Annotated in this window: 9 protein-coding genes; all 9 read right to left on the bottom strand. The window is 45.2% G+C overall.

The features are described 5' to 3' along the window. On the bottom strand, window positions 1-5276 hold a 5276-nt coding region (locus QT996_RS01375; RefSeq protein WP_333044099.1), incomplete at its 3' end, for an AAA family ATPase. A gap of 161 nt (window positions 5277-5437) precedes the next feature. Further along, window positions 5438-10816, bottom strand: coding sequence for an AAA family ATPase (locus tag QT996_RS01370; protein ID WP_333044098.1), 5379 nt, complete (start codon window positions 10814-10816; stop codon window positions 5438-5440). A gap of 508 nt (window positions 10817-11324) precedes the next feature. Then, window positions 11325-12338 (bottom strand): cytochrome d ubiquinol oxidase subunit II, encoded by a 1014-nt coding sequence (cydB, locus tag QT996_RS01365; protein WP_333044097.1) that lies wholly within the window; start codon window positions 12336-12338, stop codon window positions 11325-11327. A gap of 8 nt (window positions 12339-12346) precedes the next feature. Then, window positions 12347-13789 carry a cytochrome ubiquinol oxidase subunit I gene (locus tag QT996_RS01360; protein ID WP_333044096.1) on the bottom strand — a complete coding sequence of 481 codons (1443 nt, stop codon included), beginning with the start codon at window positions 13787-13789 and terminating at the stop codon, window positions 12347-12349. Window positions 13790-14062: 273 nt separating this feature from the next. Beyond that, window positions 14063-14536, bottom strand: a complete 474-nt coding sequence (locus QT996_RS01355; RefSeq protein WP_333044095.1) for a hypothetical protein — start codon at window positions 14534-14536, stop codon at window positions 14063-14065. Then, window positions 14511-15758, bottom strand: a complete 1248-nt coding sequence (locus tag QT996_RS01350; RefSeq protein ID WP_333044094.1) for an urease accessory protein UreH domain-containing protein — start codon at window positions 15756-15758, stop codon at window positions 14511-14513. The genes QT996_RS01355 and QT996_RS01350 overlap by 26 nt, the downstream gene beginning before the upstream one ends. Before the next feature lie 143 nt (window positions 15759-15901). Beyond that, window positions 15902-16969 (bottom strand): LOG family protein, encoded by a 1068-nt coding sequence (locus QT996_RS01345; protein ID WP_333044093.1) that lies wholly within the window; start codon window positions 16967-16969, stop codon window positions 15902-15904. Window positions 16970-17158: 189 nt separating this feature from the next. Continuing rightward, on the bottom strand, window positions 17159-17482 hold the full coding sequence (gene trxA / locus QT996_RS01340) for a thioredoxin (RefSeq protein WP_006631199.1): 324 nt from the start codon (window positions 17480-17482) through the stop codon (window positions 17159-17161). 496 nt (window positions 17483-17978) lie between these two features. Then, window positions 17979-19142 carry a GuaB3 family IMP dehydrogenase-related protein gene (locus QT996_RS01335; protein ID WP_333044092.1) on the bottom strand — a complete coding sequence of 388 codons (1164 nt, stop codon included), beginning with the start codon at window positions 19140-19142 and terminating at the stop codon, window positions 17979-17981. Between the last annotated feature and the right edge of the window lie 73 nt (window positions 19143-19215).

The raw sequence follows: 19215 nt of genomic DNA, 5'->3' as shown, positions 1-19215 counted from the left end.
GTGGTAAATAAGTGGTCAAAAATATGACCTTTTATCTCATCTGATATCCCTGGCCCGTTGTCAGAAATGCGAATCGTAACCCACTCAGAAGACTTCATTTCTGTCCGAATCGTGATGCAATTGGCTTGGGCTTTAACCTTCGCAAAACTCTGTTCTCGATTCGATTCTTCCAGTGCATCAATGGCATTGGCAAAGATATTCATAAACACCTGATTTAATTGTCCAGGGAAGCACTCAACTGGTGGCAGTTTCCCGTACTCTTTCACTACTTGAATAGCTGGACGCTGTTCGTTGGATTTCAATCGGTGTTTAAGAATCAAAATCGTACTGTCAATTCCCTCATGAATATTGAAGGGAATTTTGTAATCTTTGTCAGCCCGGGAAAAGGTGCGGAGACTGGTACTGATGCCTTGGATGCGATCGCACCCGACTTGCATCGAATTCAACATTTTGGGTAAATCTTCTAAGATATATTCGATTTCCATCTCTTCTGCTTTTTCTTCGATTTCCTCACCCGGACTGGGAAATTTTTCTTGATAGAGTTGCAAGTATTCTGTAATATCTTTGACGGCGGCGATCGCTTCACGAATATTCCCAGAAATAAAACCAACTGGATTATTAATTTCATGGGCAACCCCGGCCACTAAATTCCCCAATGCCGACATTTTTTCGCTTTGCACTAATTGCAGTTGAGATTGTTCCACCTGGTGGGCGTAATCCTGCGCTTGCTGATACAGTCGTGCATTTTCTTGGGAAATGGCTGCCTGCTGGTGGGCGTAATCCTGCGATTGCTGATACAGTCGTGCATTTTCTAGGGAAATGGCAGCCTGAGTACAGAGGAAGTTAAGGACGAGGAGACGATCGCGAGTAAACACTCCTTTTGTCGATCGATGTTCCAGATAAAGTATCGCAACTAAGTTGCCGCGATCGAGAATCGGAGTACATAGCATACTCTGAGGCTTGTGCTGGAGCATATAGTCATTCATTACACCCGGAATTTCGGTTTTGCCGCCTTCAATAACCACAGTTTCTAGGGTGTGTTTGACATAATAAACCAGTTTGAGGGGAATCACCGCCGAGCCATCTATAGGTTGGGTTTGCAGCAGGGTTGTGGGTAACTCATTATCTGGATTGAGGTGCGTTATTGCCCGGATTTGCCATTCATCCTGATGGGGGAGTAGCAAAGCACAAGTTTCTGCCCCAGAAGTTTTCAAAATAATTTGATTGAGGGTGCTGAGCAATTCATCAAGCTGAATTTTACTGGATAAAGCTTGAGCAGCTTGCACAATAGAGGCGAAATCAAGGGCATCGGAAATACTCGTGCTGCTATTACTTGAAGTCTGCGAAGAGTGGCTCATCGTTGCCAGCGTCTCTAGAGGATTAAAGCGGAGTTTTGGCTGATTCAAGGTGGGCCCAAGTAATTGACGATAGCGTTGTTCTAGGTCTTCAACTTTGGCTTTAGCTCCCCAACGGGCATAACAGTAATATGCTTCCTGCATATAACCGGCGGCAACTTTTTCTTTGCCCCAGTCCAGGTAGAACTTGGCAGCTAATTCGTTGGCTAACGCTTCGTCTTGGAGGTATTCGTTTTCTTTGGCTCCTTTAATCGCCAGGTCATAGAATTCTATGGCTTCTGTTTTGTGATTGAAAACGCGATTTTTTTCCGCTGCCACCAGATGGTACTTATGCTCGTAGTTCATCGGAGCGTGCTGCATCCAACACTGCATTTTTTCCTGATTGGCATCAACCTGACTTAGGTAATGCGATCGCTCTTGGGAACAGACGTTGGGATAGTTCGCCAGCAGTGCTAGGGATTGGTAGAAGTGCAAATTGACGAAATTTTCTGACCCAACGCTAGAGTAACTCGCTGCCTTAGCTGCACTCTCCACTGCTGGCTCGAACTCTTCGAGCAGATAGAACAGAATCGTCTTTGCTAAAAACGCATTGAACAGAGCAAATTGATCGTTCTGCTCTAGGAGTTGCGACAACATGGTAGATTCGTCAAATCTCTCACCAATTAACTGGAGAGGGTTGACTGCTTTTCCCAACAAATTCAACAATAATTGATACCAAACCTCTGATACAGAAATGGAGTGTTCCACTTTCAAACTTAGCAACAAATTATGGTATTTATTATGCTCAGATTCAACAGTTTCTAGGTTTTCTCCTGCCAGGAATATGTAGAAACAATAGTTGGTGATGCAGTAACCTGTATATTCGTAATTTCCGCCTTCTAGCCCAATCTGTACCCCATCGGCAAGAGGAGATATGCTTTCTCGTAAAGGCTCCTTCCAATGGTGGACGAAGGTGTAAAACATATTATAGGTAACAACTTTGTGTTCCCTGGTTTCAAAATGTTTGAGCAGTTGCAGTGCCAGCCGCCCTGCTTGATATCCGATATCAATGTTGCCCAGAGCGCCGCATAAGAGCGTGCCATACCAAGCATAGGTTCCTGATGCCAAAGGAGAGTGACCGCCTTCAAGACAGAGTTTCACTTGCCTCACAACTACTGGCAGCAGAATTTGCGGTCTGCCTGCTAGTACAGGAGCAAGACAGACTTTAAGAATCCGCATGGCTGCTAGTTGTGCGGGGTCAGTCATGGTGGGGTAGTCTTCCAAGCATTCTAAAGTGGGCAATTCCACTAAAAAGTCCTGCTCGCTCAGGTTAACGGGGTAGCCCAACACTTCTAATGCCTGCAATCCCGTATCAATGGCATCGTTCAATTGGTGTTGCGCCATAAAAACTTGTATCTTGAGCTCGTAAGCTGGGATACGATCTAGTAATGTTTTCCCGTGCTGCAACACCATTTCGACTAGGGTACTGGCGGCAGCAAAATTGGTATTGAGATATTCTGCCTCTGCCGCTTCCACAACGATTTCTAAAGTCAAATCGTACTGAGTTTGCCAGCGCGAGTTCGATAGCAAATCCATCGCCGTACTCAGGTATTTCACGGCTGCGGCATAGGCTGTGGATGCTTTTGCTTTGCGTCCTGCTGTTAAGTTCAACCGCGCCACTTCTTCAAGTTCCGCTGGTTGAGAAATTAACTCCAATCCCACATTCAATTGGTTGACAATGGCAAAAATCTGCTCTTCCCGTTCTTGAATCGGGGTATTCTGGAGCAACAATTGCCCGATTTTTAGGTGAGTTGCCTGTTTTTGGTCAGCAGCAATTAAAGAATAAGCAGCTTGCTGAACGCGATCGTGTAAGAAGCGATAGGCAACCGTTTGAGTAATCGCTTGAGAAATATTCTGTTCTATTCCTACATAAAACTTATAAACTTCACTCTGGGGAAGAATCAGCCCTTCCTGTAAAGCTTTCCACAACGCCGTTGCGGTTTTCGTTTCGGAACTCTCTGAAACAATTGCCAATGTTGCTAAATCGAACTGGTTGCCAATACAAGCGGCTAATTTTAAAACATCCTGAGTTTCTCTAGCCAACTTCTGCAACTGCTGCGCCATAAAATCCACTACATTATCGGTCAGTGCTGCTTCTCTCACTTTACTAATATCGCACTGCCAATGACCCGCTTGGAGATCAAAAATAATCAATTCATCCTGATGCAAGGCTTTGAGAAACTGCGTCGCAAAAAATGGATTTCCTTGAGTTTTTTGATATACTAATTCTGTCAGCGGTTGTGCCAAATTAGGATAACAAACTAGCGTATCCGCTACCAATTGATTCAAACTGATTGGGTCGAGCGGTGCTAAGGTTAGGGTGTTGAGGGTTGTTCCGGCCTTCCTCACTTCATCTAAGGTCAACATCAGGGGATGGCCTGGTGATACTTCATTATCCCGATAGGCTCCCAACAGCAACAGATAACCCAATTGCGACTCATTGACTAGCAATTGCATTAACTTCAGCGATGCCGAATCCGCCCATTGCAAGTCATCCAAAAACATCACCAAGGGATGCTCTTTTGTGGTGAAGACAGCAATGAATTTGTGGAAGAGCAAATTAAACAGATTTTGAGCAGCCATCCCCGATATTTCTGGGGCTGGGGGTTGGTGTCCAATAATCCGTTCTAGTTCGGGAATGACTTCAATAATGACTTGGCCGTTGTCACCGAGTGCTTCCAGAATTTTGGTTTTCCATTCTTGAATTTTGGCATCACTTTCACTGAGTAATTGTGCCATTAAATCGCGGAAAGCCTGGACAAATGCCGAGAAGGGAATGTTGCGGCTAAACTGGTCGAATTTACCTTTAATGAAATAGCCCCGTTGCCGGACAATGGGTTTATGCACCTCGTTGACTACAGCCGTTTTTCCAATCCCGGAGAATCCAGCGACTAGCATTAATTCTGAGGTGCCATTCGCTACTCGGTCGAAGGCACTCAACAGGGTTTGTACTTCTATTTCTCGACCGTAGAGTTTTTCAGGAATCAGGAAGCGATCGCATATATCCCGCGTTCCTAACTCAAAAGTTTCAATTTTTCCAGTTTCTTGCCACTGCTGCAAACACTTTTGTAAGTCATGCTTCAATCCCAAGGCACTTTGATAGCGTTTTTCGGCATTTTTTGCCATCAGCTTCATGACAATATCCGAAATCACCTGCGGGATTTCTTTGCTGTTTATTGCAGGAGGTTGTTTGGCAATATGGCAGTGAATCAACTCCATGGGGTCGTCACATTTAAAGGGGAGTTCTCCTGTCAGCAATTCGTAAAAGGTTGCTCCCAGAGAATAAAAGTCGGTGCGGTAGTCAATACCTCGGTTCATTCGTCCAGTTTGTTCGGGAGAAATATAGGCGAGGGTTCCTTCTAAAACGTTGGGATTTTGAATTTCTTGGGTTTCTCTTGGAAGTAGGGAGGCGATGCTAAAGTCTATGAGTTTAATTTGTTTGGTTTCCGGATGTATTAGAACGTTAGCTGGCTTAATATCTTTGTGAATGACTCTGTTTCGGTACAGTCCGTCAAGAATGTCAGTTATTTGAATGGCTATTTCCAATATTTCTGCTAGAGTCAGCGATCGTTCTTGGGCATAGTCTCGCAGAGAAATACCGCCAAAATCCTCCATTACTAGGGCATAGCTGTGGCGATAGGACTCTAAATTGTAGGGTTTAACGACTCCAGGCAGAGGTAGATTTTTGGCTATAGTATACTGGTTGCGGAATTGCAGCAGTTCACTGAAGCTGGGATAGTCTCGATTTAATAGTTTAATTACAACTGGAAGCTGGTCTGTTTCTCGAATGGCTCGATAAACTAAGGTTCTCGAACCGCAGTATAATTGCTCACCCAGATGATATCCAGAAATTCGGTTTGTCAAATTCACTACTGCATTCATCTGGATTACTCCATCTCAGACATTGACTCTTGTAACTAAGTATACACTTTTATTTGTCAAGTCTGACGAGTATAGAACTGGGATATCCCCAGCAGACAGACTCTACCGCTTTTATTCTTTTTCACTTTTGAATAAAAAGATTGCCATCTATCAAAATAGTCTTATCCTTTCATGGGCAAGAAAATTATAAACTCCGTCCCTTCTCTCAATACAGAATTTACCTCGATTGTACCGCCGTGTTTCTCAACTATAATCTGCCGTGCGATCGCCAAACCCAATCCTGTACCTTTCCCTACTCCCTTAGTAGTAAATAAATCCTCAAAAATCTTCTCTTGCACTGCCTCACTCATGCCTACACCGTTATCTTTAATGCGAATAATCGCTTGTTTTTTCTCCCCCCCCACTTCGGTTTTAATGGTAATTTTATTGGCAATTTCTGCATAAAGTCGTCCTTGATTGGATTCATCCAAAGCATCGATCGCATTACCTAACAAATTCATAAATACTTGATTCAACTGTCCGGCATAACACTCCACTTGTGGCAAATTACCGTATTCCTTAATCACTTTGATTTCTGGACGAGTATCGTTACCCTTGAGGCGATGTTTCAGGATCATAATGGTGCTATCGATGCCATCGTGAATATTGCAAGCTATGGGATAGTTAGTATCCGCACGGGAGAAGGTTCGTAGACTGGTACTAATATCCCGAATCCGCTTCACGCCTTCCCGCATCGAACCTACTAATTTCGGTAAATCTTCCCGGATGTATTCCAGATCGATGTTCTCGATTTCCTCTTGAATTTCTGGATCGAGTTGCGGATATTTTTGTTCATACAAATCGAGCAGTCCAAACAAATCTTTGATGTGATCTAAGGCGGGTTGAATATTACCAACCAGAAAACCAACCGGATTATTAATTTCGTGAGCAACCCCAGCAACTAAGTTTCCCAATGCTGACATCTTTTCGCTTTGAACTATTTTTATTTGTGCTTGTTTGAGATCGGTAAATGCTTGTTGAGATTCTTGATACAAACGGGCATTTTCTAAGGAAATAGCAGCTTGAGAAGCCAGCAAATTTAGCACTTCTATGCGATCGCTAGTAAACGCCCCTACGGTCAGGTTATTTTCCAGGTATAAAACGCCTATCAACTGCCCTTGATTAAGAATTGGAATACACAGAACACTGATCGGCTGGTGCTGTTCAATATAGCGATCGCTCGCAACCTCGAAACTTACCCTAGCATCGACTATTACCAAAGGTTTCAAACTACGCTTGACCGTGTTAACCAAACTAATTGCTACATCCTGACTCGATTCTAGCGGTATTGATGGTAATAGCTCAGGTTCATGTCCCTCTTCTAAAAGAGCCACTACCTGTAAATACTGTTTTTGTTTGAGCAATAAGACACACTTAGTTGCCCCCGCATTCGCGATCGCTATTTTTAAAAGAGTAGTCAGGAGTTTATCTAGTTCAATCTCGCCAGAAATGGCTTGAGAGGCGTTGATCAGAGTAGGTAAATCTAGAAATTCCGAGTTGCTGCTAGAAGAGTGAGTAGAAGTAATCGTTCCCCGGGCGATCGTTTCCCTAAAGGAACTAAAGGATTGAGGTTGCTGAAGGATAATACCGAGTAGGCGAGGATAACGTTTTTCCAAATCGTCAATTTTGGCTTTAGCTCCCCATCGGGCATAACAATAATACGCTTCAATCATGTAGGCTTTAGCTACTTTTTCTTTGCCCCATTTCAAGTAGAATTTAGCTGCTAGTTCGTTGGCGAGGGCTTCTTCGTTGATGAATTTATTTTCTTGAGCTAGTTGGATGGCGCGATCGTACATTTCAAGTGCATCTGCTCTATTGCCCAAAACCCGCTGCCGTTCTGCTTCAACCAAATACCATTTATGCAGATGATTCATGGGAGCATTTTGCGCCCACTGGTGCAAAGTCGTTTGATGGATTTCTACAGAGGCAAGAATGGAAGATTGCTCGGTTTTTGGGTGTGTGGGTAAAAGTGCCAGGTGCGTCAGGGCTGCATAGAAATGGAAAATGGGAACATGAACCAATCCCGATAATGCCATCAAATACGGATTGACTTGGCCAATGTAGTTTAAGGCAGCCGGATAATTGCCATAGCAGTAGGCAAGCAGTAGTTTGTAAATGTAGACAAGAGCGATCGCACTGAATTCACGATCCTGATAGTGCTTAGGAATCATTACCGTTTCATCATAGGCTTCGCCGATTAAGCAATCCGACAGAGTACGAACTTCCCTCAAGTTCTGCAACATCTGCCACTCCATATGCAAATAAGTCCGAGCCGAATATTGCTTCACCTGAGCCAAGGTAGCACTGTAGACTGCAAGTTCCGGTTCCCAAGTATCCAGTTCTACCCCACCGTAAAAGTTGAGGTAGCTGTAAGTAGCTATGTTGTAGCCAGCGTTAAGAAAATCGCCCGTTTCCATGCCAGCTATAAAGCCCTCTTTCAGGGTTGGTATCCCTGCCCTCATAGCATTTTGATGATGCTGAATAAATGCGCCAAACATATTATGAGTAATGCACTTAAATTCTCGTGCATTGACCCGATCTAGCAATGAGAGGGCTAATTTACCAAAGCTATAGCCCGTTTTTGCCTCTCCCAAAAAGGCACTTAATACAAGTCCATGAATCGCATAGCCCACTGTTGATGCGGGTGCATTCCCAAATTGAAGCGATAAATTTACCATCGTGGAGCTCAGTAGGGGCACTAAGCCTGGAATTCCTTGGAGAATGGGTGCAAATAACATTGCCAATATGGGCATAGCTGCCTGAGTCTGAGGATCGCTCATCACAGGCAAATCGATTAGTTCCTCAATTTTTCTGCCCCTGAGTTGGCCCGCCAGGCTCTGTAGCGCTTTACCAATCAAGGCTTCGTCAGCTTCGGTGGGGAGTTCAACCCCCAATTGCCAGAGTGCATCTCTTGCTACTGCAATCGCTTCTAACGTCTTGCTTTGTGCTGTCTGTGCGACGATTTGAATTTCGTAAATTTTGATTTTGTCTAAGATTGTCTGTGCATTCTCTAACACTTGTGCGGTCATCTGTTCCATGCCATCAAAGTCAGCATTCAAATACGCGACTTCAGCAGCAGCAACATAGAGTTTTAGGGTTAATTCATACTGGCTTTGCCAGCAGTTGGCCCTCAGTAGGTCAACCCCCACTTGTAGATAAACTCTGGCTGCCGTGTAGGCGGTAGAATTTCTGGCTTTACAACCGGCTGCCAAGTTCAGTTTAGCTAAGGCTTCTCGTTCGCTACTTTCGGTGATTAACTCAATTCCTCGATTCAAATGCCCGACAATATCAAACAGTTTTTCCTCTTGCTCTATTTCGGCGCAATTTTGCTGGAGTAACTGTCCTATTTTGAGGTGCGTTGCTTTTTTCTGTGAATCGGGAATTAGCGAATATGCGGCTTGCTGGACGCGATCGTGTAAGAAGCGATAAGTTGGATTAGCTGAAGACTTGAAAACTTCATCACTATCCGATTCCGTAAAGAACTTATAGATTTTGGTCGTTGGAATCACCAAACCTTCCTGCAAGGCTTTCCATAAAGCCGTAGCCGTCATTCCAGCAGATTTCTCACTGACAATTACTAACGTATTCAAATCAAACTGCGAGCCTATACACGCAGCTAATTTGAGAACATCCTGAGTTTCTGGCAGCAACTTCTGCAATTGCCAAGCCATGAATTCAACGACATCATCAGTGATCGCTAAGGCTTTGACTTGGGAAAGATCACACTGCCAATGCCGAATCTCCCAATTAAAGCTAATTAACTGCTCGTCATGTAATGCCTTGAGAAACTGAGTGGCAAAGAAAGGATTTCCCTGAGTTTTTTGATAAACTAATTTTGTCAAAGGTTGGGCAAGGGATGATTCGCTATTCAGCGTATCCGCCACCAACAAATTCATATCGGTTTCGCTTAATGGTGGCAAAGTAATCGTCTTCACTATTGCCCCAGTTTTAACTATCTCATCCACTGTTAAGATAAATGGATGCACGGGCGAAACTTCATTATCTCGATATGCCCCCAATACTAATAAATATCCTGTATCCTTAATCAATAATTGTAGCAAATTTAGGGAGGCTGAATCCGCCCATTGCAAGTCATCCAAAAACATCACTAAAGGATGTTCTTTGCTCGTGAAAACTTGCACAAATTTCTGCATGAGCAGATTAAAGCGATTTTGGGCGGCACTTCCTGACAATTCTGTTGCAGGAAGTTGATTGCCAATTATGCCTTCTAACTCAGGAATCACATCAATCAAGACTTGTCCGTTGTCTCCCACTGCTGCTAAAATCTGGGTTTTCCATGTTTGCAGTTGGGTATCCGATTCTGATAGCAGTTGACCCATTAAGTCGCGGAAGGCTTGCACAAAGGCACTGAAGGGAATGTTGCGTTGAAATTGATCGTATTTGCCTTTGATAAAATAACCGCGCTGACGGACAATGGGTTTATGAACTTCATTGACAACGGCGGTTTTCCCAATTCCCGAAAAGCCTGCTACTAGCATCATTTCTGTTGCTCCCAGGCTGACTCGCTCAAAGGCAGCTAATAGTTTATCAACTTCTTTTTCTCTACCGTAGAGCTTTTCGGGGATAGTAAAGCGATCGCTAATATCTCGCTTTCCGAGTTCAAAAGATTCTATCTGACCTGTTTCTTGTAACTGAACTAAACAAATCTCTAAATCGTGCTTGAGTCCTAATGCACTTTGATAGCGTTTTTCGGCATTTTTTGCCATCAGCTTACTGACAATTTGCGAGAAAATCAAGGGGATTTCTGGATTAATTTGATGGATCGGTATTGGCTGTTTGGCGAGATGACAATGCACCAATTTCATCGGATCATCCGAGATAAATGGCAACTGTCCTGTCAAGAATTCATAAAATGTCACACCCAGGGAATAAAAGTCACTACGATAGTCAATACCTCGATTCATCCGTCCGGTTTGTTCTGGGGAGAGATAGGCTAATGTTCCTTCTAAGATATTGGGATTCTGGATCTCTTGGGTTTCTCGTGGTAGCAGGGAAGCAATACTAAAGTCAATTAGTTGAATTTGTTGGGTATCTGGATTAATGAGAATATTAGCGGGTTTAATATCTTTGTGAATGACTCGGTTTTGGTAGAGATAGTGGATAATGTCTGTTAGTTGTATGGCAAGTTGGAGAAATTCTGCTAAAGGTAAAGCTTTAGATGGTTGGGTTCCAGTTGTTGCTGTTTGGAGATAAGTAGGTAGGGAGACTCCGCCAAAATCCTCCATTACTAGGGCATAGCTATTCTGGTATACTTCCAGCGTCAGCGGTTTGACGATGTGAGGGAAATCTAGATTTTTGGCAATGGTATATTGGTTGCGAAACTGGACGAGCTCGTTGAAGGGGGGGTATTCGTTTCGCAGCAGTTTGATGACGACTGGGTATTGGTCACGGGTACGGATACCTCGATAGACTAGGGTACGTGTACCTACATAAAGTTGCTCTGTAATCTCATAACCTGACAAATTGGCGATCGCATCCATAACTTGTTGACCCTTTATTATAAAACAGTTAAATTAAAACCTTCTATTCCATTGTATTTTATTATGTGACAAAGATACCGATCTCAAACTCTGCACCCTCGCTAGGGACAGAATTAACTGTAATTTTTCCCCCATGTTTATCAATTATTATTTGACCGAAATCAACTTGGTCACAAGCCCCCGGATTCATCCGTGTACCTGTGAAAAAAGCTCCCCATACTGATCGCAACCCCCTGGACTCATTCCTTTGCAGGCTCAGGAGGGGAGCAACCTAAAATCTCAAATCTCAAATTTCAAATCGCATGACGTGCGATCGCTAATCCTAAACGAGTTTCTTTCCCTAGTCCGCCCTATTTGGGCTATGTTATGTATAGTATGGTTGCGTAAGTTGTGATGTATCAACAAACCATAATTTGTAATTTTTAACCGCAAATATACGTAGATAAACCCGGATATAGAGTTGAGCTTATCTGCGTATATTGACTTAAATCTGCGGTTTTATTATTCTTTATTCCCCGTAGTGGCCCCCGACCACCTTACCCCGAAACACAACATAATTGTAAATGTTGTAAAAAATCATAATCGGGAGCAGAACGCCCATGAACACAATCATAAATACCAGGGCGCTGGGCGAAGCTGCGGCTTGGTAAATCGTGATTTGCGAGGGAATAATATAGGGAAAAACAATCAAACCCAAGCCGATAAAACTGAGCAAAAAAATCAGAATTGTCCAGACAAACGGCGTGCGTTCTTCTTTGTTGGCGAGACTTTTCAGCAGCAGCCCCACCAACAGCACCCCCAGCAAAGGAATCGCGGCAAAGACATAAACTAGCGGTTTCTCAAACAACCTGGCTCTAGCACTTTCGTAAAAAATCGGAGTGGCGATCGTAATTAAAACGGCTCCGATTAAAGTCGTCACCGCCGCAATTTTAGCAGTGCGATAGTGATTTCTTTGCAGTTCGCCCTCTGTTTTCATAATTAGATAGGTTGAACCGATCAAAACATACCCTTGAATCAGCGTCAAAGCAACCAAGATCGATCGCCAATCCAGCCAATCCCAAGTAGTACCCACAAAGTGACCAGCTTCATCAACCGCAATGCCTTCGAGCACCGCACCGAGGGCAAATCCTTGAGCTAAAGCTGCTAAAAAACTGCCAGCACCAAAAGCATAATTCCAGAATAACTTGCGATTAGAATGCTCGCGAAACTCAAAGGCGACAGCCCGAAATATCAAACCAAAAAGCATCATGCAAATCGGTATATACAGCGCCGTTAAAATCGTGCCGTAAGCGAGGGGAAATGCGCCAAACAGAGCGCCTCCCATCAACACGAGCCAAGTTTCGTTAGCGTCCCAAACATTACCCAGACTTGTCATTAAAATGCCCCTGCGTTCCTCGTCATCAGCAGTCAGAGACAAGATTCCGACTCCCAAGTCAAAACCGTCTAGCATGACGTAAAGCAAGAGAAAAATACCTAAAATCACGAACCAAACTTGCGGGAGAAAATGCTCCAAAGCTTGCATAAAATCTCCTATTGTTGTGCTTCTACGGGACGTTGATCGGGAATGTGTTCTGCGGGTTGACTTTCGATGGCAGGTTCATTGTCTAAACCTGGCACAGGCAGACTTAAATTAGGCCCTTGGCGGATAATTCGGCTGCCAAAATACAAGGCACAAACAAACAAAAAGCTGTAAACAACGGCAAAGAAACTGAGAGAAGTTAAAACATTGCTGGCCGGGATGTTTGACACCGCATCAGCAGTGCGAATTTGCCCGTATAAAGCCCAAGGTTGTCGGCCGACACAGCGGACAATCCAACCAGATTCTACAGCAATATATCCCAGGGGAGCAGCTAATACCCAAGCGCGCATCAGCCAAGGTTGACTGCTAATATTTTCAGCAGAAAGTTTGCCTCGCATCCACTGAATTATACTGAACAGCATCAATCCTACAAAGAAGAATCCAATCCCGGACATGATCCGAAAACAATAGTAGATTAAACCCACCATGCGGGGTCTATCTTCTGGCTTCCATTCCTTTAAACCGAGTACGGGTTCAGAGAGTTTTTGTTTGAATTCCAGGACGTATCCTAAGCCATTGGGAATGCTAATTTCCCAGTCATTTTTTTGGGCTTTTTCATTAGGCAAAGCTAGCAAAGTCCAATCGGCTGACTCTCCCGCTGGTGAAGTTTCCCACTTAGCTTCGATTGCTGCTAATTTAGTGGGTTGATAGTGATAAACTTGTTCGGCGCTTAAATGTCCGATGTATATCTGCAAAGGTGCAACGGCGATTGCTGTCGCTATGGCAATTTTTAAAGACTTGGAAAAAAAGGCTTGGTTGCGCTTATTAAGAATGTACCAAGCGCTAATTCCCCCAATGACAAACAGCGAAGTTTCTAACGTCGCAAAAAACATATGAAGAATGCTGTTTAATGCGAACGGGTTCATAATTGCTTGAAAGTAATCGCTGACAATAAACTTGCCATTGACCATTTCTCCACCCGCAGGAGTTTGCAGCCAAGAGTTAGCGACTAAAATCCACACTGTGGATAGGTTAGCGCCGAAGGCTACCATGATTGTAGCGAAATAATGGACGATCGGGTGAACGCGCTCCCAACCAAACAGCATAATTCCTAAAAAGCCGGCTTCTAGCATAAATGCCATTGAAGCTTCAAAGCCCAAAATGCTGCCAAAGAAGTCACCAACAGCTTCAGAAAATGGTGCCCAATTCGTGCCAAACTGAAATTCCATCGGAATTCCTGAAGCTACTCCAATTCCGAAGTTGAGGAGGTAGAGTTTAGACCAAAAACGAGCGTGGTGGTAGTAGTCGGGATTGCGAGTTTTTAGCCACATTCCTTCAACAAATACCAGATAAATCCCCATTCCAGTAGTCAGAACTGGCCACAGCATATGGAATATGGCGGTTAGCGCAAATTGCATCCGCGATAGCGCCACGGTGTTAGATAAGATATCCATCGTTATATTCTTTGCTCAGTTTAAGATAGGTTAGCTTGCACAAATTCCATAATGGACACTGGTTATAATGTAGTGTAAAAATTTGTGACATTTTGTAGAGTTGGCAACTTTTAAGGTTTTATACAGATTTTGGTTGTATCTTCTTGTATGTTAAAATAGGTAGATTATGATTTGCCGTTGGTGGGGGCGGGTTTATGAGATTGTGGGTTTTAGGCATTTATTGTCGGTGAGCCCGCCCCTACAAGATTTATGTTCGGTGAAGGAAAGATTATATTAGCGAACCGTGACTGTATAAGTCAGTTTAAAGGGTTTAAAATTAGCTTTGTTTTGGGCTGTTCCGCTCAATTCAAGTTCGTAAATTCCAGCCTTTGGAAACACAATATCAGCTCCCGGAATGCCTTTGTAATGCTCCGCAGAGATTACTTTTAAAGGCGGTTGCATCAGCGGTTTATCCCCCTGTTTATAACCTTTGGTATAAATGCCTAACTTGCAATTACACTGCTCTAACGGAATAATTTGACCGCCCCTACGAGTCAGCGCAAACCACACTCTCGCAGGCTGTCCGGCGCGGGGGTTGTGGTTGGGTTCTAGGTGAAAGGTAGCGGCTACATCTCCAGAGACTTCGACTTCATGCGCCAAAACTGAAATCGAGTTTAACTGCGGCGCACTGGGAGTTGCTGCTTCAACTAGCAATCCCAAAAAAACTAACAATCCCAAACTTTTACTTTTGTTTGACAGGGGAAACATAGAAATTTTCTAGTGATAAAACTGACCAAAACAAGCGCGATCGCACAAACATAACTAACACCGTAACCACCGCTAACAGGGCTGTCAGCAGTTGATTGTGCAACTTCCATTCAAAACCCCCGAGATAGTGGGAACCGATGAGTGCCGCGTGTACAGCGCACAGCAAGAAAGCTGGAATGCTTAACAGGTGAAGCATTCGCCACAGTTTGCCTAAATAATTTTGAATACGATCGCAACTTGTAACCGCCGCCGGCAACATCAACAGCAGCGCCGTTATCCCAGCCACCATTCCCAACTGATGCTGCGGCAACATGAAAGACACAGCATCAAAATTCCATTGCAGCGTATGATCCAGCATATGAAACGTGTGGGCGACTGCTAAGGCAAACGCACCCACACCCAAGGCGCGGCGGTAGCGCAGCAGTTGCGGCAAAAACTTGCTAACCGGACGCGCCAACAGTGCTAGCATCAGACACAGCAGCGCTGCGTGACCCGTAAAATCAACCATTTCATCGGTTCGCAGCAAGGTAAGAATTCCGATCGCCACCGTCACCCAACCACCCGCCCGAAACAGTTGACTGCGCTTGTCCGCGCTCAATCTGCCAGCAAAAAAACTCACTCCCATCATAGTTGGCAAGGTGCCGAGTCCAAAAGCCAGCATCGTCGCCGCACCCAAAACCGGGTTTCCGGTTTCCGCCGCCTTAATCTGCGCCGCGTAGAGGAAACCGCAGGGAATCAAACCCCAAAGCAAACCCAAACCAATCGGCACCCACCAGTTTTTTTGTGCCGAAAGCTTGCTCATTGTTTGTCCGACTTGATCGTGCGACATTGGGTGCAGCAGCGGCAATCTGGGCAGCAAGTTCGGTTTAATTTGCACTACTCCGAACCAAATTAGCATCGTGCCCGTTAGAAGTGCGATCGCCCGCCGCAATGCGCTACCCGTACCTGCCAAAAGTCCGCCAGCAATTAGCACCGAACCCAGCCCGCCAATTGCAGCACCAACGAAAGCGTAAGCAGCAATTCTCCCCAAATTTAGCAGCAAATGAAAGCGCAAAGCAGCTAATTTATCGTTGCCGGAATTAGAAAGAGAAAACGCCATTGTCAGCGGGCCGCACATCCCGGCGCAGTGACCGAAACTGCCGAGAAATCCCAAAGCGCTAATTAGCAGCAGGTCTAGCATTTTGCTGTTTTTTTCCCAAACAACGCGATCGAATATTGACAAGAGTTGCTTTTACTATTGGACGCTTTTTTCTTAACTTTTTACAAATATTTATCTTAATCCATCGCTTTTGTCAAAAGAGAAGTTGGACAACTTCTCTCAGCCCTCACCCATATCAAAAATGACCGATGACTGATGACTAATAACTACTTTTGTTCGGGATGCGTGGCTTCCGGCGAAGCTGCACCCATTTGATTTATAGCAGCAATTAGCTGATAAAGCCGCCCTAAATCCCGCTGGTTGAAATGCAAAGTTAGGCGCGGCAGATCGAAAGTTTCATCTCCTATTTCTGGTGGCAAAGCTTGACTTTTTTCAATCTTTCCGGTGACAACAATATCGCTAAAATCAGTATTTAGCCGATCGACATTCTCCTCAGAAAGCTCTGTTTTCAAGCGAATTACCAATTTTTCACGCACGTAGCGGCAGGAGTGATAAACCAGATAAAAACTGCCGATCGCCTCGCAAGCGACATTTATATCGTCAGTAATCGTATACAGGCTGCGATCGTCGGCTGAAATCAAACCCCGGCCCCGCAATTGTTTTTGCACAAAATAATTCCAATCAAGCCAATAATCTCCTCCCGGTCGATCGATCAATACCACAGGAGCCGGCCCGAACTTGCCAGTTTGAATCAAAGTCAGACACTCAAAAGCCTCGTCCAGAGTGCCGAAACCGCCCGGAAACAGAGCTAAAGCATCGCTCTCCCGGAGAAAAAATAACTTGCGAGTGAAAAAATATTTAAAATTGAGCAATTTGCGATCGCCCGCAATAAAAGGATTAGAACCCTGCTCGAAAGGTAACTGAATGTTCAGCCCAAAAGAACGTTCAGCAGTCGCCCCCTCGTTCCCCGCCTGCATGATTCCCCCGCCCCCGCCAGTAATCACCATAAACCCCTGCTGGGCGATCGCCCGCGCAAAGTCTCTGGCCATCAAATATTCTGCCGATTGCGGTGACACCCTCGCCGAACCAAAAATTACAATTTTGCGAACGTGACGGTAAGGATAAAACAGCTCAAAAGCGCTCTCCATATCTCGGAGGGAGGCCGCAATAATTTTCCAGTCAAGGCGATCGAGATCCTCTCCGGTCATTTGCACTATAGTAGAGAGCGATCGTTCGATCCACTCCGAGTGCTTCAACATTGGGAAGCGATCGATCAAATCGATCAATTCAGCTTGGAGGGACTCAAAACCTTGACCAGACCCAGAAGAAATCATGAATTTTTCCGAAACGGTAACTATTTGTCGCTACTAAAAATTAAGGGGCAAGCTAAATTTAGAAGCTAATAGCGACCAGCAAATTGCCCTGGTGGCCACTAATAACTTTTCCAGTAGCTTTGCCCCGGTTCTGAAGCGAGTTAGCTTTCGCGGCCCAAAAAGAATAGCGCGAAACCGCTCGCAGTTGGGTTAAATGTACTTTTCCAGAGTGTTGGCCAGAGTAGTTTTCGGAACTGCCCCAACGACCATATCCACCCGCTGACCGCCCTTAAATATCATCAGCGTCGGAATGCTGCGGATACCGTATTGGCTTGCCACGTTAGGATTCTCGTCGGTATTAACTTTTACTACCTTGACCTGCCCTTCATATTGTTGAGCAATTTCGTCTACGACGGGTGCCACCATCCGACAGGGCCCGCACCAGGGAGCCCAAAAATCCACTAGAACTGGAACTTCGCTATCGAGCACTTCCTGCTTAAAGGTAGAGTCGGTTACTTGCGCGGCTGCTGACATCCCTAGCCATCCTTGTAAATACTATTTCTCGGATAACAAGTCTAGCAAAAAGTGTAACCATTTGCGTCAACGATTTTAAGAGAAGGAAGTTGGGCAACAGATGTTGTAACGGATGTAACCGATTCAACCGATGTAACGGATCGATGTTGAGGGCGCAAGACCAAAGGGACAGGGCGATCGGGTAGAACGCAGTATTAGAAATACTTTTAGCTCAAAATTTAAAACTATTCCCCCACTCACTCCCTCCCCACTCTCCCTGACAATCCGGAGCTAGCAGCCTCTGCTCTGTACTTAGTAAATAAGACCGAAGGTTTGGGTAAAAAAGGAACCGCCCGAACAGTAGTCCGGGCGGAGTGTGGTGTGAGGAGTGAACGGAAACATTTGTCTCCGCTTCTTATATTGTGACACCTACTTCTCGATAATTCCACAATATTCTGTAAATTTCGAGACTCTTGAACAAATTTTGTCAAGGTATGCTGGTATTCGATCGGTAAATCTACTTACCCATGCCCAACTGCTGAGCTTTTTGATAGACTTTACCCTCAGTCAGCAGAGAAGGAGCAATTACCACTTCCACTTGCTGCATTTCCTTAAGATCCTTAGCGCCCAAGGTGCCCATGCTAGTTTTCAGAGCTCCGAGCAAGTTGTGCGTACCGTCATCTAGCAGCGCAGGCCCGCGCAAAATTTGCTCCACAGTGCCAGTAGTCCCCACGCGAATGCGAGTGCCGCGCGGCAAAACCGGGCTGGGAGTCGCCATCCCCCAGTGAAAGCCCCTGCCGGGAGCTTCGGCGGCCCTGGCAAAGGGCGAACCAATCATCACTGCATCCGCGCCACAGGCAATGCACTTGCAGATATCGCCGCCGGTAATTAAACCGCCGTCAGCAATCACCGACACGTATTTACCAGTTTCGCGATAGTAGTCGTCTCGCGCGGCGGCGCAGTCTGCTACCGCTGTGGCTTGAGGAACGCCGACACCCAATACACCCCTAGACGTGCAAGCAGCCCCTGGCCCAATGCCCACGAGAATGCCGGCAGCGCCGGTTTTCATTAAATTTAGGGCGACTTCGTAGGTGACGCAGTTGCCCAAAATTACTGGTATCGGCATCTCTTGACAAAATTGAGTTAAGTCTAAAGATGCGATCGACTCAGGGGAAAGAAAAGCTGTCGAGACTACAGTTGCTTGCACAAAAAATATATCGGCTCCCGATTCAGCAACCGCCCGGCCGTATTTGCTCGCACCGGCTGGTGTACCGCTAACGGCGGCAATCCCTCCTCCTGCTTTAATTTCTTTAATTCTGAGGTCGATTAATTCTGGCTTGATGGGTTCGGCATAGAGTTGCTGCATCAGGGAAACAAATTCGTGGTTCCCCACACTCGCGATGCGCTCTAATATTGGCTGGGGGTCGGCATAGCGGGTTTGAATTCCTTCTAGGTTGAGCACGCCCAGTGCTCCCAATTCCGACAGCAAAATGGCCATGCGGACATCGACTACTCCGTCCATTGCGCTGGCGATGATCGGGATTTCTCGATCGATCCCGCCAATCTGCCACTTGGTATCTGCCAAACTCGGATCGAGGGTGCGCTGTCCGGGTACAAGCGCAATTTCATCTATGCCGTAAGCTCTGCGAGCGCTTTTGCCCCGCCCAATTTCAATATTCACGCTGTTTCACTTCCACAATGTATTTAAATTAGACTAACAAAAAGTTAGCCCGCCCGAGTTTAGCTATCGCACG

The sequence above is a fragment of the Microcoleus sp. S13C4 genome, assembly GCF_036700865.1.
Taxonomy (GTDB): Bacteria; Cyanobacteriota; Cyanobacteriia; order Cyanobacteriales; family Microcoleaceae; genus Microcoleus.
Note: the sequence above shows the minus strand (reverse complement) of the source record. Positions and strands in the feature narration are given on the sequence as shown.

Bases quoted from the DNA above. Each gene is read 5' to 3' on its own strand.
- QT996_RS01370 (WP_333044098.1), bottom strand. From the start codon at position 10,816: ATGGATGCGATCGCCAATTTGTCAGGTTATGAGATTACAGAGCAACTT.
- cydB (WP_333044097.1), bottom strand. From the start codon at position 12,338: ATGCAAGCTTTGGAGCATTTTCTCCCGCAAGTTTGGTTCGTGATTTTA.
- QT996_RS01360 (WP_333044096.1), bottom strand. From the start codon at position 13,789: ATGGATATCTTATCTAACACCGTGGCGCTATCGCGGATGCAATTTGCG.
- QT996_RS01355 (WP_333044095.1), bottom strand. From the start codon at position 14,536: ATGTTTCCCCTGTCAAACAAAAGTAAAAGTTTGGGATTGTTAGTTTTT.
- QT996_RS01345 (WP_333044093.1), bottom strand. From the start codon at position 16,969: ATGATTTCTTCTGGGTCTGGTCAAGGTTTTGAGTCCCTCCAAGCTGAA.
- trxA (WP_006631199.1), bottom strand. From the start codon at position 17,482: ATGTCAGCAGCCGCGCAAGTAACCGACTCTACCTTTAAGCAGGAAGTG.